At 72.4% G+C, this 16,914-nt stretch carries 7 protein-coding genes; all 7 read right to left on the bottom strand.

Features of this window, described 5'->3' with window-relative positions; genetic code table 11:
- Positions 1 to 160: 160 nt before the first annotated feature.
- The 7 genes from ACGFU7_RS25210 to ACGFU7_RS25180 all read right to left on the bottom strand — a co-directional run bounded on the left by ACGFU7_RS25210 (position 161) and on the right by ACGFU7_RS25180 (position 16,914).
- Entirely contained in the window at positions 161 to 1,453 is a 1,293-nt protein-coding gene (locus ACGFU7_RS25210; RefSeq protein ID WP_393698454.1) for a dihydrolipoamide acetyltransferase family protein, read from the bottom strand.
- Between the two features lie 34 nt (positions 1,454 to 1,487).
- Positions 1,488 to 2,468 carry an alpha-ketoacid dehydrogenase subunit beta gene (locus ACGFU7_RS25205; protein WP_393698453.1) on the bottom strand — a complete coding sequence of 327 codons (981 nt, stop codon included), beginning with the start codon at positions 2,466 to 2,468 and terminating at the stop codon, positions 1,488 to 1,490.
- Positions 2,468 to 3,613 carry a pyruvate dehydrogenase (acetyl-transferring) E1 component subunit alpha gene (gene pdhA / locus ACGFU7_RS25200; protein WP_393698451.1) on the bottom strand — a complete coding sequence of 382 codons (1,146 nt, stop codon included), beginning with the start codon at positions 3,611 to 3,613 and terminating at the stop codon, positions 2,468 to 2,470. Before pdhA ends, ACGFU7_RS25205 begins: the two co-directional genes overlap by 1 nt.
- Entirely contained in the window at positions 3,610 to 4,212 is a 603-nt protein-coding gene (locus tag ACGFU7_RS25195; protein ID WP_393698450.1) for a flavin reductase family protein, read from the bottom strand. The genes pdhA and ACGFU7_RS25195 overlap by 4 nt, the downstream gene beginning before the upstream one ends.
- Positions 4,209 to 5,342, bottom strand: coding sequence for an LLM class flavin-dependent oxidoreductase (locus ACGFU7_RS25190; RefSeq protein WP_393698448.1), 1,134 nt, complete (start codon positions 5,340 to 5,342; stop codon positions 4,209 to 4,211). The genes ACGFU7_RS25195 and ACGFU7_RS25190 overlap by 4 nt, the downstream gene beginning before the upstream one ends.
- 92 nt (positions 5,343 to 5,434) lie before the next feature.
- A complete protein-coding gene (locus tag ACGFU7_RS25185) occupies positions 5,435 to 13,636 on the bottom strand; it encodes an amino acid adenylation domain-containing protein (protein ID WP_393698447.1) in 8,202 nt (2,733 codons plus the stop codon).
- Positions 13,633 to 16,914, bottom strand: a complete 3,282-nt coding sequence (locus tag ACGFU7_RS25180) for a type I polyketide synthase (protein WP_393698445.1) — start codon at positions 16,912 to 16,914, stop codon at positions 13,633 to 13,635. The genes ACGFU7_RS25185 and ACGFU7_RS25180 overlap by 4 nt, the downstream gene beginning before the upstream one ends.

Raw genomic sequence — 16,914 nt, 5'->3', positions numbered from 1 at the left:
ATCTTCGACCTCGTCGACTACGGCGTCGTCGGCGACCTCTTCCAGGTCGTCCCCCAGCTCACCGACGAGGTCAAGTCCCGCAAGGGCTGACCCGCACCTCATACACCGCGGGGCCGCACGGACGACTCACCGTGCGGCCCCGCGGTGTGTGCGGCGGGGGTCAGCCCCAGGTGATGAGGCGGCGGGGGCGCTCCAGGACGGCTGCGGTGTCGGCGAGGACCTTGGAGCCCAGTTCGCCGTCGACAAGACGGTGGTCGAAGGACAGGGCGAGGGTGGTGACCTGACGGGGGACCACCTTGCCCTTGTGCACCCAGGGCAGTTCCCTGACGGCGCCGAAGGCCAGGATGGCGGCCTCGCCGGGGTTGAGGATCGGGGTGCCGGCGTCGACGCCGAATACGCCGATGTTGGTGAGAGTGAGGGTGCCTCCGCGCAGGTCGGCGGGGGTGGTCGTGCCCGCGCGGGCGGCGGCGGTCAGGGAGGCGATGGCGGCTGCGAGGTCCGCCAGCGACCGAGTGCCCGCGTTCTTGATATGGGGGACGATCAGCCCGCGCGGGGTGGCGGCGGCGATGCCGAGATTGACGTGCTCCTTGTACACGATCTCCTGGGCCGCCTCGTCCCAGGACGCGTTGATCTCCGGGTTGCGCGCGACAGCGACGAGCAGGGCCTTGGCCACGAGGAGAAGCGGGCCGACCCTGACCTCGCCCAACTCGCCGGACGCCTTCAGTTTCCGCACCAGCTTCATCATGCGGGTGACGTCCACCTGCAGGAACTCCGTCACATGCGGGGCGGTGAACGCGGAGGCGACCACCGCGCGGGCGGTGGCGCGCCGTACACCCTGGACAGGCACCCGGCGCTCGCCGGGAACCTCGGGTGCGACAGCGGCCGGGACGGCGGCGGCGCGCACGTCCTCCCGGGAGATCACGCCGTCCGGGCCGGAGGGAGTGACGGTGCGCAGGTCGACGCCGAGGTCCTTGGCAAGCTTACGGACCGGCGGCTTGGCCAGCGGCCGGACACCGACGGGGGCGGGGGCGGCCGGGGCGGGGGCGGGCGGGACGGGGGTGGCCGGGACGGGAGTGCGACGGGAACGGGACCGGGGGCGGGCAGCGTCCACACGCGGCCCGTAGCCGACGAGGACCTCCCGCCGCTCGGGCTCGGCCCCGGCCCCGGACTCCTTCTCGCGTGTGACGGCGACGGAGATGATCGGCGTGCCGACGTCCACGGTGTCGCCCTCGGCGCAGAACACCTCCTCCACCAGCCCGTCGAACGGGATCGGCAGTTCCACGGCGGCCTTCGCCGTCTCCACCTCGCAGACGGTCTGGCCGTCCGAGACGGTGTCCCCCGGTTTGACGTACCAGGTGAGGATCTGCGCGTCGGCCAGGCCCTCGCCGACGTCGGGCAGCCTGAACTCGCGCACGGTACCGAGGGGTTCTGTCGGGGTGTCGGTGGCTGGCATGGGTTTCTCTCCACTCCTCGCAGCTCAGCGGGTCTCAGAAGGACAGGGCGTGCTCGACGGCGTCCAGCACGCGGTCCGGGCCGGGCAGGTACTCCTCCTCCAGGCGGGCCGGGGGGTACGGGGCGTGGAAGCCGCCCACGCGCAGCACCGGGGCCTCCAGGTGGTAGAAGCAGCGCTCGGTGATCCGGGCGGCGAGTTCCGCGCCCGCGCCGAAGAACACCGGCGCCTCGTGGACGACCACGGCGCGGCCGGTGCGCCGCACCGAGGCGGTGACGGTGTCGAAGTCGATCGGGGACAGCGAGCGCAGGTCGACGACCTCCAGGCTGTGCCCGTCCTCCTCCTCGGCGATGGCCGCCGTGTCCAGCGCGGTCCGCACCATCGGCCCGTAGGCGATCACGGTGCAGTCCCGGCCGGGGCGCACCACCTGAGCCTCGTGCAGTCCGGCGAGGGGCCGACCGCCCGGGTCCAGTTCCTCCTTGTCCCAGTAACGGCGCTTGGGTTCCAGGAAGATGACCGGATCGTCACAGGCCACGGCCTGGCGCAGCATCCAGTGGGCGTCCGCCGGGTGCGAGGGGGACACCACCTTGAGCCCGGCGGTATGGGCGAAGTACGCCTCGGGGGACTCGCTGTGATGCTCCACCGCCCCGATACCGCCGCCGTAGGGGATGCGGATGGTGACGGGGAGCCTGATGTGGCCCAGCGACCGGGCGTGCATCTTCGCGAGCTGGGTGACGATCTGGTCGAAGGCCGGGAAGACGAACCCGTCGAACTGGATCTCCACCACCGGCCGGTAGCCACGCAGCGCCAGGCCGATCGCGGTGCCGACGATGCCGGACTCGGCAAGCGGGGTGTCGATCACCCGGTCCTCACCGAAGTCCTTCTGCAACCCGTCGGTCACCCGGAAGACACCGCCGAGCGGGCCGATGTCCTCCCCCATGACCACGATCTTGGGATCGGCCTCCATGGCTCTGCGCAGCCCTTCGTTGAGGGCCCTGACCATGGTGAACTCGCTCATCAGAGCTCCCCCTCCCCGGCGTCGGCGTACGCCGCGTGGGCAGCGCGCTCCTCGCTGACCAGGGCGTGCGGCTCCGCGTACACATGATCGAAGATCGTTTCGGGGGCGGGATCCGGCATGGTCCGCACCCCCTCACGCACCCGGCGGGCCAGCTTCTCGCCCTCCTCCTCCACCGACTCCAGGAACGCGGTGTCGGCGAGGCCCTCGTCCAGCAGATGGGCCCTGACCCTGGCGATCGGGTCCTTGGCCCGCCAGGCCTCCGTCTCCGCCGCCGGCCGGTAGCGGCCGGGGTCGTCGGAGGTGGTGTGGGCGCCCATGCGGTACGTGAACGCCTCGATGAGCACCGGGCCGCCGCCGGTGCGGGCGCGCTCCAGGGCCCAGCGGGTGACGGCGAGGCACGCGAGCACGTCGTTGCCGTCCACCCGGACGCCGGGGAAGCCGAAGCCCGCGGCCCTGCGGTAGAGCGGCACCCGGAACTGCCGTTGGGTGGGCTCGGAGATCGCCCACTGGTTGTTCTGGCAGAAGAACACCACGGGGGCGTTGTTGACGGCGGCGAAGGTGAACGACTCCGCGACGTCTCCCTGGCTCGACGCGCCGTCACCGAAGTACGCGATGACCGCGCCCTCCCCGCCGTCCTTGGCCATGCCCATCGCGTAGCCGGTGGCGTGCAGTGTCTGCGCACCGATGACCAGGGTGTACAGGTGGAAACGGCGCTCCTCGGGGTCCCAGCCGCCGTGGTTGACACCACGGAAGAGGCCGAGCACCTGGAGCGGGTCCACGCCCCGGCACCAGGCGACACCGTGCTCACGGTAGGTGGGAAAGGCGTGGTCACTCTTGAGCAGGGCGCGCCCGGAGCCCACCTGCGCGGCCTCCTGGCCGAGCAGCGAGGCCCAGAGCCCCAGCTCGCCCTGGCGCTGCAGCGCCGTCGCCTCGGCGTCGAAGCGGCGCACGAGCACCAGATCGCGGTAGATCGCGCGCAGCTCCTCCGGGTCGGTCTCCAGTGCGTACTCCGGGTGCTCGATGCGCTTGCCCTCGGGGGTGAGCAGCTGCACGAGCTCCGGTGATTCACGTGTCGGTGATGCTGATGAGTTGCCTCGGGCCTTCCCCCGGCGGGCGGAGGAGGCCTGGGTGGGTTGCAGGGTCACATCGACTCCGGCCTTCGGATGGAGGGTGCGGATCGGCCAGGGGCGCCGGGGTCACCGGAGGCGCCCGGGGCACCGGGGGTGCCGGCGGGGGCGTGGAACCCCCGCCGGTACCACAGGAGCGGCTCGCCGGGATTCCCCCAGCTGACCTCCGTCAGCGCCCCGACCAGCAGATCGTGGTCGCCGACCGGGATGATGTCGGTCGTGACGCACCGGTACAGGGCGTTGGCGTCGGGCAGGCAGGGCAGTTCCGAGCCCGGCCAGTTCTTGAAGTCGCCCGCGGCGAACCTGTCCACACCGCGGGTGGCGAACCTCATGGCCACCTCGCGGTGCTGATCGCCCAGCACGTTCACCACGAAACCGGGCGCGGCGACAAGCGCCGCGTGGCAGCTCGACGTCCGTGAGACACCGACCGTGAGCAGGGGCGGGTCCAGCGACGCCGAGGTCACGGAACTGGCGGTGAACCCCCGCCAACGGCCGGTCTCGTCCTGCACGGTGATGACGGCGATCGGTGCCGCCAGCAGGGACATCGCCTCCCGGAACGCCTCCCCGTCGAGCAGTGGCCCGTCGTACGCGAGCGGCCGCGGTGGGGGTGGTGTCACGGCCGTTCCGCGGCCGCTGCCTGAGCCGCCTCCCTGGCCTGCGCGCCGAAGTCGTCCTTGCGCTCGGCGACCCACTTCTGTGAGGCACGCAGGCCGTCCAGCGCGCCGGTGAAGTGCGGTACGACATAGCGGGACAGCAGCTCGAAGCTGTGCTTGACCTGGTCCCTGGTGGCCCAGTCGTGGGTGTTCACCAGCAGGGTGCCGAAGCCGCCGCTCTCGTCGAGCAGCCGCTGGATGCCGGCGATGGCGTCGTCGACCGTGCCGATGATGACGGTCTGCTGCGCGGCGCACTCGTCGATCTCCCGGCCCTCGGGCAGGTTGGCCGGGCCGCCGAAGGTGTCCCGCACATACTCCTGGACCCACCGGCTCATGCCGGGCCGGACCTGGTTGAACGCCTCCTCGCGGGTCTCGGCGAGGTGAATGCAGATGGCGACCCGCCACTTCGAGCGGTCCACGGTCTTGTCGTTCTTGGCGGCCTCGTCCTCGGCCGCCTCCCACAGGTGGGCCAGCGGCAGGTCGGGCATCCCGGGCCGGCCGGCGAAGGTGAGCGAGCCGAGCCCGTGCCGGCCCGCCAGGCGCATACCCCGCTCGGAGCCGGCGCTGGCGACACACATGTCGAAGCAGGGCTTGGTGTACGGGCGGAGCTGGAGCATCGCATCCCGCAGCTCGAACCAGTCGGTCTTCCGGCTGACCGGTTCCATGCTGGTCAGCAGCGGGACCAGGGCTTCGACGGACTCGGCCATCATGCGGCGCTGGTCGCCGGCGGAGATGCCGAGCATGTGCGCGTCGGCGGGTGCCACGCCCGCGCCCATGCCGAACATGGCCCGGCCGCGGCTCTGGTGGTCGAGCTGCACCATCCGCTCGGCGACCGTGAGCGGGTGGTGGTAGGGGAGACTGACCACACCGGTGCCCAGCTTGATGTTCCGGGTGCGCTCCGCGGCGGCGGCCAGGAACAGCTCCGGGGAGGCGATCTGCGACCAGCCGCCGGAGTGGTGCTCGCCCACCCAGACCTCGTCGAGGCCGAGCACGTCCAGCCACTCGATCAGGTCCAGGTCCCGCCAGAAGACCGTGGTGGGGTCCTCGCCGAGGCCGTGGAAGGGGGCCATGAACGCACCGAATTTGAGAGTCATCGAATGGTCTTCCTTCGTGAGTGTCTTGCCGCTGTCCGAATGTTGTTCTTTCCCTCGCCCCGTCCCGTGGCGGGGCGTTGGCGAGGGGGGCATCAGGTATGGGCAGGCGGGAGCTCCTCTCGCAGGGCGGTGCGCAGTTCGGCGGCGAGGGTGCTCAGGTGGGGGCGGCGCATCGCGGAGTAGTGGTCGCCCGGAACGTCGCGGATCACGGAGCCGTCCGGGCAGAGGGCCAGCCACTGCTCGGCGGTCTTTCTGGAGGCGCCGCCGTCGGCGGCCCTCAGGAAGACCACCCGGCCGTCGTAGGGACGCGGCTCGTGCGCCACCAGGGCGCGGGAGTTGGCGGAGAACCGGGCGACGATGCCGCCGAGCGTGTCGACGCCGACGTCCGGTGGCAGCGCGGTGGCGCGTACTGCCGCCCCGTGCAGGATCTCCAGGGGCGAGCGGCCCTCGTCGTCCCCGCGGAACAGACCCGCCTCCGGCGTCCAGTCCAGGTCGGAGAGGCCTGCCAGGTCGCGGGCGAACCAGGCCAGCAGCGAGGCCTCGTCCACGGACGTGTCGTGCGGGCCCGGCGGCTCCAGCAGGTCGATCACCGCCACCAGTTCGACGTCCCGGCCCGCGTCGCTCAGCAGCCGGGCCATCTCCAGGGCGATGACGCCGCCCATGGACCAGCCGCCGAGGCGCAGTGGGCCTTCGGGGGCTGCCTCGGTCACCGCCTCCGCGTAGTGGGCGGCCAGCGCCGGGACCGATTCCAGCGGCACGTCGCCGTCGGTGTCGGGCACCTGGAGGCCGTGGAAGGGCTGGTCGTCGTCGAGCAACGAGGCCAGTTCGGCGTAGCACAGCACGTCGCCGCCCACCGGGTGCACGAAGAACAGCGGCGGCCGGGTGCCCTCGGAGCGGATCGGCACGAGGGCGGAGCGCCGGGTGTCGGCGTCCCCGTCGCGCAGGGCGTCCGCGAGCCGCTCGATGGTGGGGTGGCCGAACAAGGTGGACAGCGGCAGCGCGCAGCCGAACGCGTCGTGGATGCGTGCCATCACCCGTACGGCGAGCAGCGAGTCGCCGCCGAGGTCGAAGAAGTTCGCGGTGACGCCGATGGGCCTCGCCTCGAAGAACTCACCCCAGATCGCGGCGAGCCGCTCCTCCGTCTCGTCGCGCGGCGCCACCGCCTCGGTCGCGCCGGCGTGGCCCTCGTCGGGTGCGGGCAGCGCGGCCCGGTCCACCTTGCCGTTGGCGCTGAGCGCCAGCTCCTTCAGGACGAGGATGCGCTGCGGAACGAGGTAGTCGGGCAGTTCCTGCCGCAGCGCACGCTCCAGGTCGGCCGCCTCCACCGTCCGGCCGTCTTCGGGCACGGCATAGCCGATCAGGCGCTTGCCCTCGTGCCGCCCGCCGACGGCGGTGACCGCCGCGGCGCGCACGTCGGGCAGGCGCAGCAGGGCCGCCTCGATCTCGCCCAGCTCGATCCGGTATCCCTGGACCTTCACCTGGAAGTCCTCGCGGCCCAGGAACTCGATGGTGCCGTCGGGCAGACAGCGCCCCAGGTCGCCGGTGCGGTACAGGCGCTCCCCCGTCGCCGGATGGCGGACGAACGACGCCCGGGTCTTCGCGCTGTCGTTGAGGTAGCCACGGGCGAGCCCGGTGCCGGCGATGTACAGCTGTCCCGGCACCCAGGTCGGGCAGGGCTGGAAGGCGTCGTTGAGGACGTGGAAGCGCTGGTTGAGCATCGGTGTGCCGTACGGGATGCTCGGCCTGGCCGGATCGACCTCCCCGATCGGGTGCAGGATCGACCAGATCGACGCCTCCGTGGCCCCGCCGAGGCTCCAGACCGCAGCCTCGGGGGCGATCCGGCGGATCCGGCCGGGCAGGTTGACGGGGATCCAGTCGCCGCTCATCATCACGGTCTTCAGGGGCACGTCGGCACCTCCGGGAGTGCCCGCGGGGTGTGTCAGCGCGTGCTCGGTGAACATCTCCATCAGCGTCGGCACGCTGTTCCACACCGTGACCCGGTGCTCGGCGACGAGTTCCGCCCAGCGTGCCGGCTCCCGGTGCGCGCCGGGCTCGGGCAGGACGACGGCGCCGCCCGCGGCGAGCAGCCCGAATACGTCGTACACGGACAGGTCGAAGTTGAGCGCGGACAGGGCGAGCACCCGGTCGGCGTCACAGACACCGAACCGTTCGTTGATGTCGTGGATCGTGTTCACGGCGCTGCCGTGCTCGATCATCACGCCCTTGGGAACACCTGTGGACCCGGAGGTGTAGATGACGTAGGCCAGCTCGTCGGGGGCCGTTCCCGCCGGGGCGGACGGCTCGGTGCCGTAGGCGTCCGCGTCCCGTCCGTCCACGCCGAGCACCGCGGTGCCCTCCGGCCAGGCGGTTCGCTCCTCCACCCACGACTGGGTCAGCACCAGGGAGATACCGGCGTTGGCCAGCAGCAACCGCAGCCGTTCGCCGGGCACGCCCGCGTCGATGGGGACATAGGCGGCACCGGACTTGAGGATGCCGAAGGCAGCTGCGATCTGCTCCCAGCCCTTGTCCATCACGATGCCGACCAGCGTCCCGGACCCGGCGCCCCGCTCACGCAGCCAGCGGTCGAGCCGGTTGGACAGGCTGTCCAGCTCGCCGTAGCTGAGCGTGCGGCCGGGCGCGATGACCGCCGGCCGGTCGGGGCGCTGCGCGGCGCGGGCGAGGAAGCCGTCGTGCAGCAGGCCCCCCGGGACCGGGGCGGCCGTGGCGTTGGCGGCCTCCCGTACGCGCAGGTCCGCTTCGGGGGTGAGGACGGGCGACGGGCGACGCCAGGCGTTCTCGTCCTCGCACAGCTCGTTCAGCACACCGAGGTACGCGGTGAACATCGCGTCGATCATCCCGGGCGGGAACAGCTCGTCGACGGAGTCCCAGTTGACGGTGAGCCCCCCGCCGTCCTCCAGGACCTGGTGGTCCAGCCACACCTGGGGGGTGCGCACCGAGCTCCACTTCTCCTCGCCGCTCTCCCCCATCGAGATGATCGGGTGGGAGAGGCTGGTGGCGGCCCCGGGGTTCTCCTTGGCCCCGAAGTTGACGGTGCTGGCGAAGACGACGGGCATGGGGGCGGGAGCGGAGTTGCCGCGGGCGCGGCTCAGCTCGCGCAGCACTCGTACACCGCTGACGTGGCTGTTCTCCAGGTCGCTCCACAGCTGCTTCTGCAGCCTGTCGGCGCGGACGCCGAAGCCGTCGGTGGCGGTGCTGTCCACCTCCAGCAGGGTGGTGGCGGTGAAGTTGCCGACGATGTTGGCGACGTCGGGGTGCAGGGGGAGGCGGTTGAAGAACAGCACGTTGAGGGTGAACCGGCTGGACTTGCTCCATGCCGCGAGGACCTGCGAGTACGCGGTGCACACGGCGGCCGAGGGGGTGACCCCGGCGGCTGCGGCGCGATCCTTGAAGCGGGTCCACGCCGCCGCGTCGAGCCGTCCCGCGCGGTGGGTGAACTCCGGCCGGGCCAGCGAAGCCGGGTTCTTCGCCAGCGGCAGGTCGGGCGCGGGCGGCAGCGTCTCGATCCTGTCGCGCCAGTAGTCGAGTGCCCTGCGGAACCGCGGGGTCTCCTCCAGCTCGCGTGACGCCAGCACGTAGTCGCGGAAGGTGACGGGCAGTTCGGCCAGCTGCTCCGCCTGGCCGTGGTAGGCCCGCGCCCACTCGGCGAACACCACCCCGGTGCTCCACGCGTCCATGACCAGGGCGTCCATGCCCAGGTGCAGCCGGGTGGTCCGGTCGTCGAGCAGTGTCGCCCTGATGTCGAACATCGGCCAGACGGCCGCGTCCAGCACCTGGTGCTTCATCTCCTCGTGAACGGCGTCGAGGTGGCCGCTTCGCTCGTCCTCGCCCCGGCCGCGCAGGTCGGTGGTGCGGATCTCGTACGCGGGTACATCGGGCAGCACCCGCTGAAGGCCGTCGGGGGTGACGACCGCGCGCAGCATGTCGTGCCGCGCGACCATGGTGTTCCACGCCTCGGCGACCCGCCGCAGGCTGACGTCGACGAGGTCGACCTCGAGGTAGAAGTACGTGGAGATGCGGCCGAGCGCCAGGGCGTCAGAGCGGCCGACGAGATAGGCCTGCTGAAGGTCCGTCAGGCCGAACGGCTCGTGGCGGCCGGCGGCGTCGTGCGCGATGACCGGCAGGGCCTCGTCCCGCGGGACCGGCGTGGCCACCGCGACCTCGGCGGACTGCTCCCCCGCCCCGGGATCCGGGGCGGCCAGGTCCAGCATGGGCAGGATCTCCTCGCCCAGCCCGGTGATGCTGCTGCCGTCGAGGAACGACACCATGGGCAGTGCGATGCCCAGTTCGACCGAGAGCGCGTCCTTGACCTCAAGGGCCATCAGCGAGTCCAGGCCGAGGTTCTGCAGCGGCTCGTGCGGGTCGAGCACGGCGGCGTCGGTGCGCAGCGCCCTGGCGACGGTGCGCAGCAGCAGTTCGCGCATCGCCGCGGGCCGCTCCGCGGCACCGGCGCGGGCGATCTCCGCGAGGCCGGAGGGTTCCGCCGAGATGGCTGGTGCCGGGGCGGCACCCGCCGAGGTGAGCGGTGCCGGGGCTGCGACGGGAAGCGTCTCCCGTTCCGTTCCCGCGGACTCCCGCAGCACCGTGGAGCGCACGGCGCGTTTGGCGTACACCCCGCTCGCCTCGACCACACTGCGCCCGTCGGCGTCCGTGACGTGCACATCCGCGATGAGCGTCGAGGAGGGGTCGGAGGCGGGCGACAGCGTCGCGTGGCAGTACAGCGGCCCCGGTCCCGTCTGCTCGTGGAAGACGAAGCGGTCGATGCCGACCAGCGCGTACACGGCGTCGGGCGGGCTGTCCGCGGGCAGGCACGCGAACAGCGACTGGAACATCGCGTCCGTCAGGCCGGGGTGCAGCAGATACGGCTCGCTCTCGCCGGGCTCGGGCAGCCGCATCCTCGCCACGGCCTCGCCGCCGGCGCTCCACACGCGGTCCATCCACTGGGCGGCGGGGCCCAGGTAGAGCTTGCGCCGCCACAACCGCTGGTAGAAGTCGCGGCCCGACATCTCGTTGCCGAGCCGGCGGCGGGTGTCCTCCTGGTGCGCGGTACCGGTACGGCCCGCGGTCAGGCCGAGGTCGCGGCGCACCGTGCCGCGGGAGTGCAGCACCCACTTCTCGTCCTCACCGGCCTGCGGATGTGCGGCGAAGTAGCTGAAGCCGGCGCCCTCTCCGCCGTCGGGTTCGAGGACGAGTTGCACCTCGCTCGGGGCGTCGGGGTCGAGGACGAGGCTCTGCAGGACGAGGAGGCCCTCGGCCACCAGGGCGCCGTGGCCGCGCAACTGCCGGGCGGCCGTGAAGACGGACTCCAGGTACACGCCGACGTTGACGACGGGCAGGCCGTCCATCACACAGTCGCCCAGACAGCGGTGCAGTTCGGGGTCGAGCCGTGACGCGTACTGGATGACATCGAGCGGCGAGGGGATCCGGTGGCCCAGCAGGCCCCCGTCGGAAGCGACGGGAAGAGCCGCGGGGGTGGGAGCCGGCGGCAGGGCGCTCGGCCGGAACCAGTAGCGCTCCCGCTGGAAGGGATAGAACGGCAGGTCCGCGCGGCGCCGTCCGCGTCCCGCGTCGAACCGCGCCCAGTCGATGGCGAAGCCCTCGGCGTAGAGCCCGCCGAGGCTCTCCAGGAGCACGGCCCAGTTGTCGTGCCCGCGCCGCAGCGACGGCAGGAAGCGGACGGCCGGGGCGTCCTCCGTCCCGGCCCCGGCGCCCGGGGCGAACCGCTTCGCCATGCCGAGCAGTGTCGGGGCCGGCCCCATCTCCAGGAACGTCCGGTGACCCTGCTCGTACAGGGCCGTCATCCCGGCGTGGAACCGCACCGGTTCCCGGGCGTGCTCGCGCAGGTAGCGTGCGGTCACCGCGCCGGGCCCGGTCAGGGGCTCCCCGGTGACATTGGAGATCACCGGGATGCGCGGCGCCGCGAACGCCACACCGGCCGCCTCCTGTTCGAAGGCGTCGAGCATCGGCTCCATCAGCGGCGAGTGGAACGCGCGGGTGGTGGCCACCGGCTTGGCGCGCACACCCTCCTGCGCCAGCGCCGCGAGCAGCTCCTCGACCGCGTCCTGCGCGCCGGAGACGACCACGCTCTCGGGCCCGTTGACGGCGCCGATCGACACCCGGCCGGCGAACCCGGACAAGGCCTCGGCAACCCGTTCCTCGGAGGCGAAGACCGCGGCCATGGCGCCGGGCTCGGCGAGGTCGTGCATGAGCCTGCCGCGCCGGGCGGCGAGCCGCAGCCCGTCCTCCAGGGTCATCACCCCGGCCACGCACAGCGCCACCAGCTCGCCCACGCTGTGGCCCAGCACGGCGGCGGGCTCGACGCCCCAGGAGCGCCACAGTTCGGCCAGCGCGTACTCGACGGCGAAAAGTGCGGGCTGGGTGTACCGGGTCTCGTTGATCAGCTCCTCGTCGCCGGGCGCGGGGTCGAGGATCTCGGTGAGCGGGCGGCCCAGCAGCGGGCGCAGCACCTCGTCGCACGCGTCGATCAGCGTACGGAAGGCGGGTTCCGTGGCGTAGAGGCCGCGAGCCATCGCCGGGTACTGGGCGCCCTGCCCGGTGAACAGGAACACCGCCTTCGGGCGGGCACCGGTCCGCGTACGTCCGGTGCTCACCCCGGGCGGCGGTGTCGCGCCGTCCGCCGCCAGCGCCTCGGCGATGCGCTCGCGCAGCTGGGCGGGCGTCGTGCCGGTCACGGCCAGCCGCTGCGGGAAGTGGGAACGGCCGGTGGCGGCGGTGAAGCAGATGTCGGGGAGTTCGGCGTCCGGGGCGCCGTCCAGTCTCTCCAGGTAGCGGGTGGCCAGGGCCGTCAGCGCGGCAGGACTCTTCGCCGACAGCGGGAGCAGATGGACGGTGCGGTCCGCCCCGGCGGCCGGGGCCTCGGAGGTGTCCGGCTCGTGCTCCAGCAGGACATGGGCGTTGGTGCCGCTCGCCCCGAAGGAGCTGACCCCGGCGATCCGCGGCTCGTCGTGCTCGGGCCAGGGGGTGGGCTCCGTGGGGATGGCCACGTCCAGGTCCTCGATCCCGATCTCCGGGTTGATCTCGGACAGATGCAGATGGGGCGGGATCTCCCCGTGCCGCAGGGCCAGAACCGTCTTGATCAGCCCGGCGATTCCCGCCGCCGGCTCCAGGTGCCCGACGTTGGTCTTGACCGAACCGACCAGCAGCGGCCCCCGGCCGTCCCGGTCGCCCAGGACGGCGTTGAGGGAGCGCAGTTCGATGGGGTCGCCGAGCGGGGTGCCGGTGCCGTGCGCCTCGACGTAGTCCACGCGGGACGGGGGCAGCCCCGCGGCGGCGAGCGCCTGCCGGACGACGTCCTGCTGGGCCGCGGGGTTGGGCACCGTGAGGCCGCTGCTGCGTCCGTCCTGGTTGACCGCGGAGCCCCGGATCACGGCGAGGACCCGGTCCCCGGACGCCAGCGCGTCGGACAGCCGCTTGAGTACGACGATGCCGCAGCCCTCGCCGCGCGAGTAGCCGTTGGCCGCCTTGTCGAACGTCTTGCACGCCCCGTCCGGAGACAGTGCCCGCGTCTTGCTGAGCACCACGAACGACTCGGGCGACAGCAGCACGTTGACGCCTCCGGCCAGCGCCGTCGTGCAGTCCCCGGCCCGCAGGCTCTGGCAGGCGAGATGCACGCCGACCAGCGACGACGAGCAGGACGTGTCCACGGACAGGCTGGGCCCGGTCAGGCCGAGCCAGTAGGAGAGCCGCCCGGCCCCGAACGTGGAGGCGTTGCTCGTGGCGTAGTAGGCCTCCAGGTCGGCCGGGGCGACCTGCTGGATCTGCACCTGGCAGTAGTCGTAGTTGGTGATGCCGAGGAAGACACCGGTGCGGCTGCCGTTGAGCCTGTCGGCGGGGAGCCCCGCGTGCTCCAGCGCCTCCCAGCCGACCTCCAGTACGAGCCGCTGCTGCGGGTCGAGCGACTCCGCCTCCCGGCGGGAGATCCCGAAGAACGGGGCGTCGAACCCGTCGATGTCGCCCAGGAACCCGCCCCTGCGGGTGTACGACGTGCCGGGGGCCTCCCCCGTCGGGTCGTGGTAGCGGTCGGCGTCCCAACGGGAGGCCGGCACGTCGTCGATGCCGTCGCCGCCGCGCTTGAGGAACTCCCAGAACGCCTCGGGGTCCTCGGCTCCCCCGGGCATCCGGCAGGACATACCGACGATGGCGATGGGCTCCGTGCCCGCACGTCCGGCCGACTCCAGCTCGGCGCGCAGCCGACGGATCTCCCGGACGCTCTGCGCCAGGACGTGTCGCTGGTCGTGGTCGTTGGTCTCGGTCATTCGGAACTCCCTGCTGCACGGTCCGAGGCCCGGAGCTCGTCGGCGAGGATCGCCAGGAGCTCCTGCTCGGTGAGACCGTCCACGATCTGGTCGTCGGCGTTGTCAGCGGTTGCGGCGTCTTCGGCGTCGTACGGGGTTTGCGGGGGCTCGGGGGCGGGCGGTTCGCCCGCCGCGGAGCCGACGAGGCCCGCGAGGTGTGCGGACAGGCCCTCCACGGTCGGATGCTCGAACATCACGGCCGTCGCCAGCGTTGTGCCGAGGGCGGTCTCCAGCCGCCTGCGGACCTGGGTGGCGAGCAGCGAGTCCATGCCCATCTGGAAGAAACCCAGCTGCGGGTCGATCCGCGAGGCGTCGAACCCGAGCACGTCGGCGACGGATTCCACGACGAGGTCGAACACGTCGGCGGGCGCGGTGGCCACCGGAGCGGGTGCGGGCACGGCGACCGGTTCGGCCGGCGCGGGGGCGGGCACGGCGGCGGACGAGGGCTCGGTGGGTGTCCGGAACCAGAAGCGCTCGTGCTGCCAGGTGTAGGCGGGCAGCGGCGCCGGCCGGGCGGGGCCGTCGAACAGCGGGTCCAGCGGCACCGGGAGCCCGTTCGCGTGCAGCGCGCCGAGCCCCTCCAGCATGGCCTGGGCCTCCGGCTCGGCACGCCGCAAGGAGGCCAGCGCGAGCCCCTCGCGCCCCGCTCGCTCGAAGGCCTGCTCGACGGCGGACAGCAGCAGCGGGTGCGGGCTCAGCTCGACGAACACCCCGTTGCCCCGGTCCACGAGGGACCGCATCGCATCCCAGAACAGCACGGGCTCGCGGAGGTTGCGGTACCAGTACGCCGCGTCGAATTCCGATCCGTCCGTCACCTCCCCCGTGACGGTGGAGAAGATCGGGACGCTCGACGGTTTCGGGGACAGACCGGCCAGCCCCGCCAGCAGCTCCTCGCGCAACGGGCCCACCTGCGGGCCGTGCCCGGCGACGGTGTTCTTCATCGCCCGGCAGAAGACATTGCGTTTGCGCAGCGTCTCCGCGATGGCCTCCAGCGTCTCGGTGTGGCCCGAGAGCACCGTGGAGGTGAGGCTGTTGCTGACCGCGACGGACACCCGGTCGCGGCAGTCGTCGAGGAGTGCGTCCGCCTCGTCCATCGGCAGGCCGACGACCAGCAGGCTCCCGGCGCCGTGCAGCCTGCCGAGCAGCCCGCTGCGCACCTGGATGACACGGGCCGCGTCCTCCAGGGTCAGCGCTCCCGCTACGTGCGCGGCGGCGATCTCGCCGGTGCTGTGGCCGATGACGATGCCCGGTTCGACGCCGAACGAGCGCCAGCGGGCGGCGAGCGCGACGGCGACCGTGAACAGCGCGGGCTGGATGACGTCCAGGTCCGTGGTCAGCGTGTCGGTGTCGGTCCGGTGGATCTCGTCGATGACGGACCGGCCGAGCACCTTCCGGAACGTCTCGTCGCATTCCTCGGCGGCGGCCCGGAAGACGGAGCAGTCGCGCATCAGCTCCCGTCCCATGCCCAGGCGCTGGGTGCCGTGCCCGGCGAAGACGAAGGCGACGCCGCGGTCGATGGCGCGGGAGGTGCGTCCGGTGACGACCCCGGTGGTCTCGGCCCTGTCGAGCCAGGCGGTGAGCCGGTCGGCGGCCTGCTCGTGGGAGTCGGCGACGACGACGCAGCGGTGCGGGTGCTGCGTCCGGCGCGTCGCTGCGGCGTGCGCGAGGGCGGGGAACGGCACGGCCTGCCCCGCCGGGGAGCGCAGATGGTCGCGGTATGCGGCCACCATCGGGGCGAGCGCGTCGGCCGTGCGCGCCGAGATCGTCAGGGGGTGGAGCCCGCCCGCGGTTCCGGCCTCCGGCTCCGGTGCCGGGTCCTGGAAATCGGAGGCGGGGGCAGGGCCCAGGAGCACGTGCGCGTTGGTGCCCCCGGCGCCGAAGGCGCTGACGGCGGCGTGCCGGCGCTCGTCCGGCACCTTCCACGGCCTCGGCTCGGTCGGGATGAACAACCGGCTCCCGTCGAGGGAGATATGCGGGTTGAGCGTCTCGAGGTGCAGATTGGGCGCGATGGCGCGGTGACGGATGCTCAGGGCCGCCTTGAGCAGCCCGGCGAGCCCGGATCCGGCCTCCAGATGACCGATGTTGGTCTTGATGGAACCGAGCGCGCAGCCGTCGTCGTCCTCGCCGTCTCCGGTCGTCGGTCCGTAGACCTCGTTGAGCGCCTCGACCTCGATGGGGTCGCCGAGCGCCGTTCCCGTGCCGTGGGCCTCCAGGAGCGTGACCTGCGAGGGCTCCAGGCGGGCGGCGCGCAGGGCCTGGACAATGACCTCGCGCTGGGAGACGCCGTTGGGAGCGGTCAGCCCGTTGGTCAGCCCGTCCTGGTTGACGGCGGAGCCGCGGACCACGGCCCAGATCCGGTCGCCCGCCGCCACCGCGTCGGACAGCCGTTTGAGCACGACGACCGCGACGCCCTCGCCGCGCACATAGCCATCGGCACGGGAGTCGAACGTCTTGCACCGCCCGTCCGGGGCGAGCGCGCCGATCTTGGCGAAGCCCATCATGGGCATCGGCGACAGGATGAGGTTCAGCCCGCCGACAACGGCCGCGTGGCACTCCTGGCTGCGCAGGCTCTGGGCGGCCAGGTGCAGCGCCACCAGCGAGGACGAGCAGGCCGTGTCCACGACGAGGCTGGGGCCGCGCAGGTCGAACAGGTAGGACAGCCGGTTGGGGATGAGGGAGTTGGCGCCGCCGGCGGAGGTGTAGGTGTCTATCCCCCGGGGCTGCTGGAACTGCATCTGAAGGTAGTCGGAGGAGTTGGCCCCGACGAACACACCGGTGGCGCTGCCCTCGACCGCGTCCCGGGTCATCCCGGCGTCCTCCCACGCCTCCCAGGCCACCTCCAGGAATATCCGCTGCTGCGGATCCATCTGGGCCGCCTCGCGCGGGGAGATGCCGAAGAAGTACGGGTCGAATCCGTCCACGCCCTCGACGAAGCCGCCGTGCCGCGCGTACATGCGGCCGGGGGCGTCCGGGTCGGGGTCGTAGTACGCGGAGTGGTCCCAGCGGGTCGGCGCCACCTCGGTGATGGCGTCCGTGCCGTTCTCCAGGAGCCGCCACAGAGCGTCGGGGGAATGGGCGCCGCCCGGGAACCGGCAGCCCATGCCGACGATCGCGATGCCCTCGTGCTTGGCGTTCTCCAGTGAGTCGATCTTCCGGCGCAGCTCGCGGACGGCCGCGAGGGCCCTGGTCAAGGTGGACTCGGCGGAGGCTGCGGAGTCCGGTGTGCTGGGGCTGCTCAT

Origin of the sequence: Streptomyces sp. NPDC048473, from assembly GCF_043200155.1 — a bacterium.
In the GTDB taxonomy this organism is placed as follows: domain Bacteria; phylum Actinomycetota; class Actinomycetes; order Streptomycetales; family Streptomycetaceae; genus Streptomyces.
Note: the sequence above shows the minus strand (reverse complement) of the source record. Positions and strands in the feature narration are given on the sequence as shown.

Bases quoted from the DNA above. Each gene is read 5' to 3' on its own strand.
- ACGFU7_RS25210 (WP_393698454.1), bottom strand. From the start codon at position 1,453: ATGCCAGCCACCGACACCCCGACAGAACCCCTCGGTACCGTGCGCGAG.
- ACGFU7_RS25205 (WP_393698453.1), bottom strand. From the start codon at position 2,468: ATGAGCGAGTTCACCATGGTCAGGGCCCTCAACGAAGGGCTGCGCAGA.
- ACGFU7_RS25190 (WP_393698448.1), bottom strand. From the start codon at position 5,342: ATGACTCTCAAATTCGGTGCGTTCATGGCCCCCTTCCACGGCCTCGGC.
- ACGFU7_RS25185 (WP_393698447.1), bottom strand. From the start codon at position 13,636: ATGACCGAGACCAACGACCACGACCAGCGACACGTCCTGGCGCAGAGC.
- ACGFU7_RS25180 (WP_393698445.1), bottom strand. From the start codon at position 16,914: ATGAGCAGCCCCAGCACACCGGACTCCGCAGCCTCCGCCGAGTCCACC.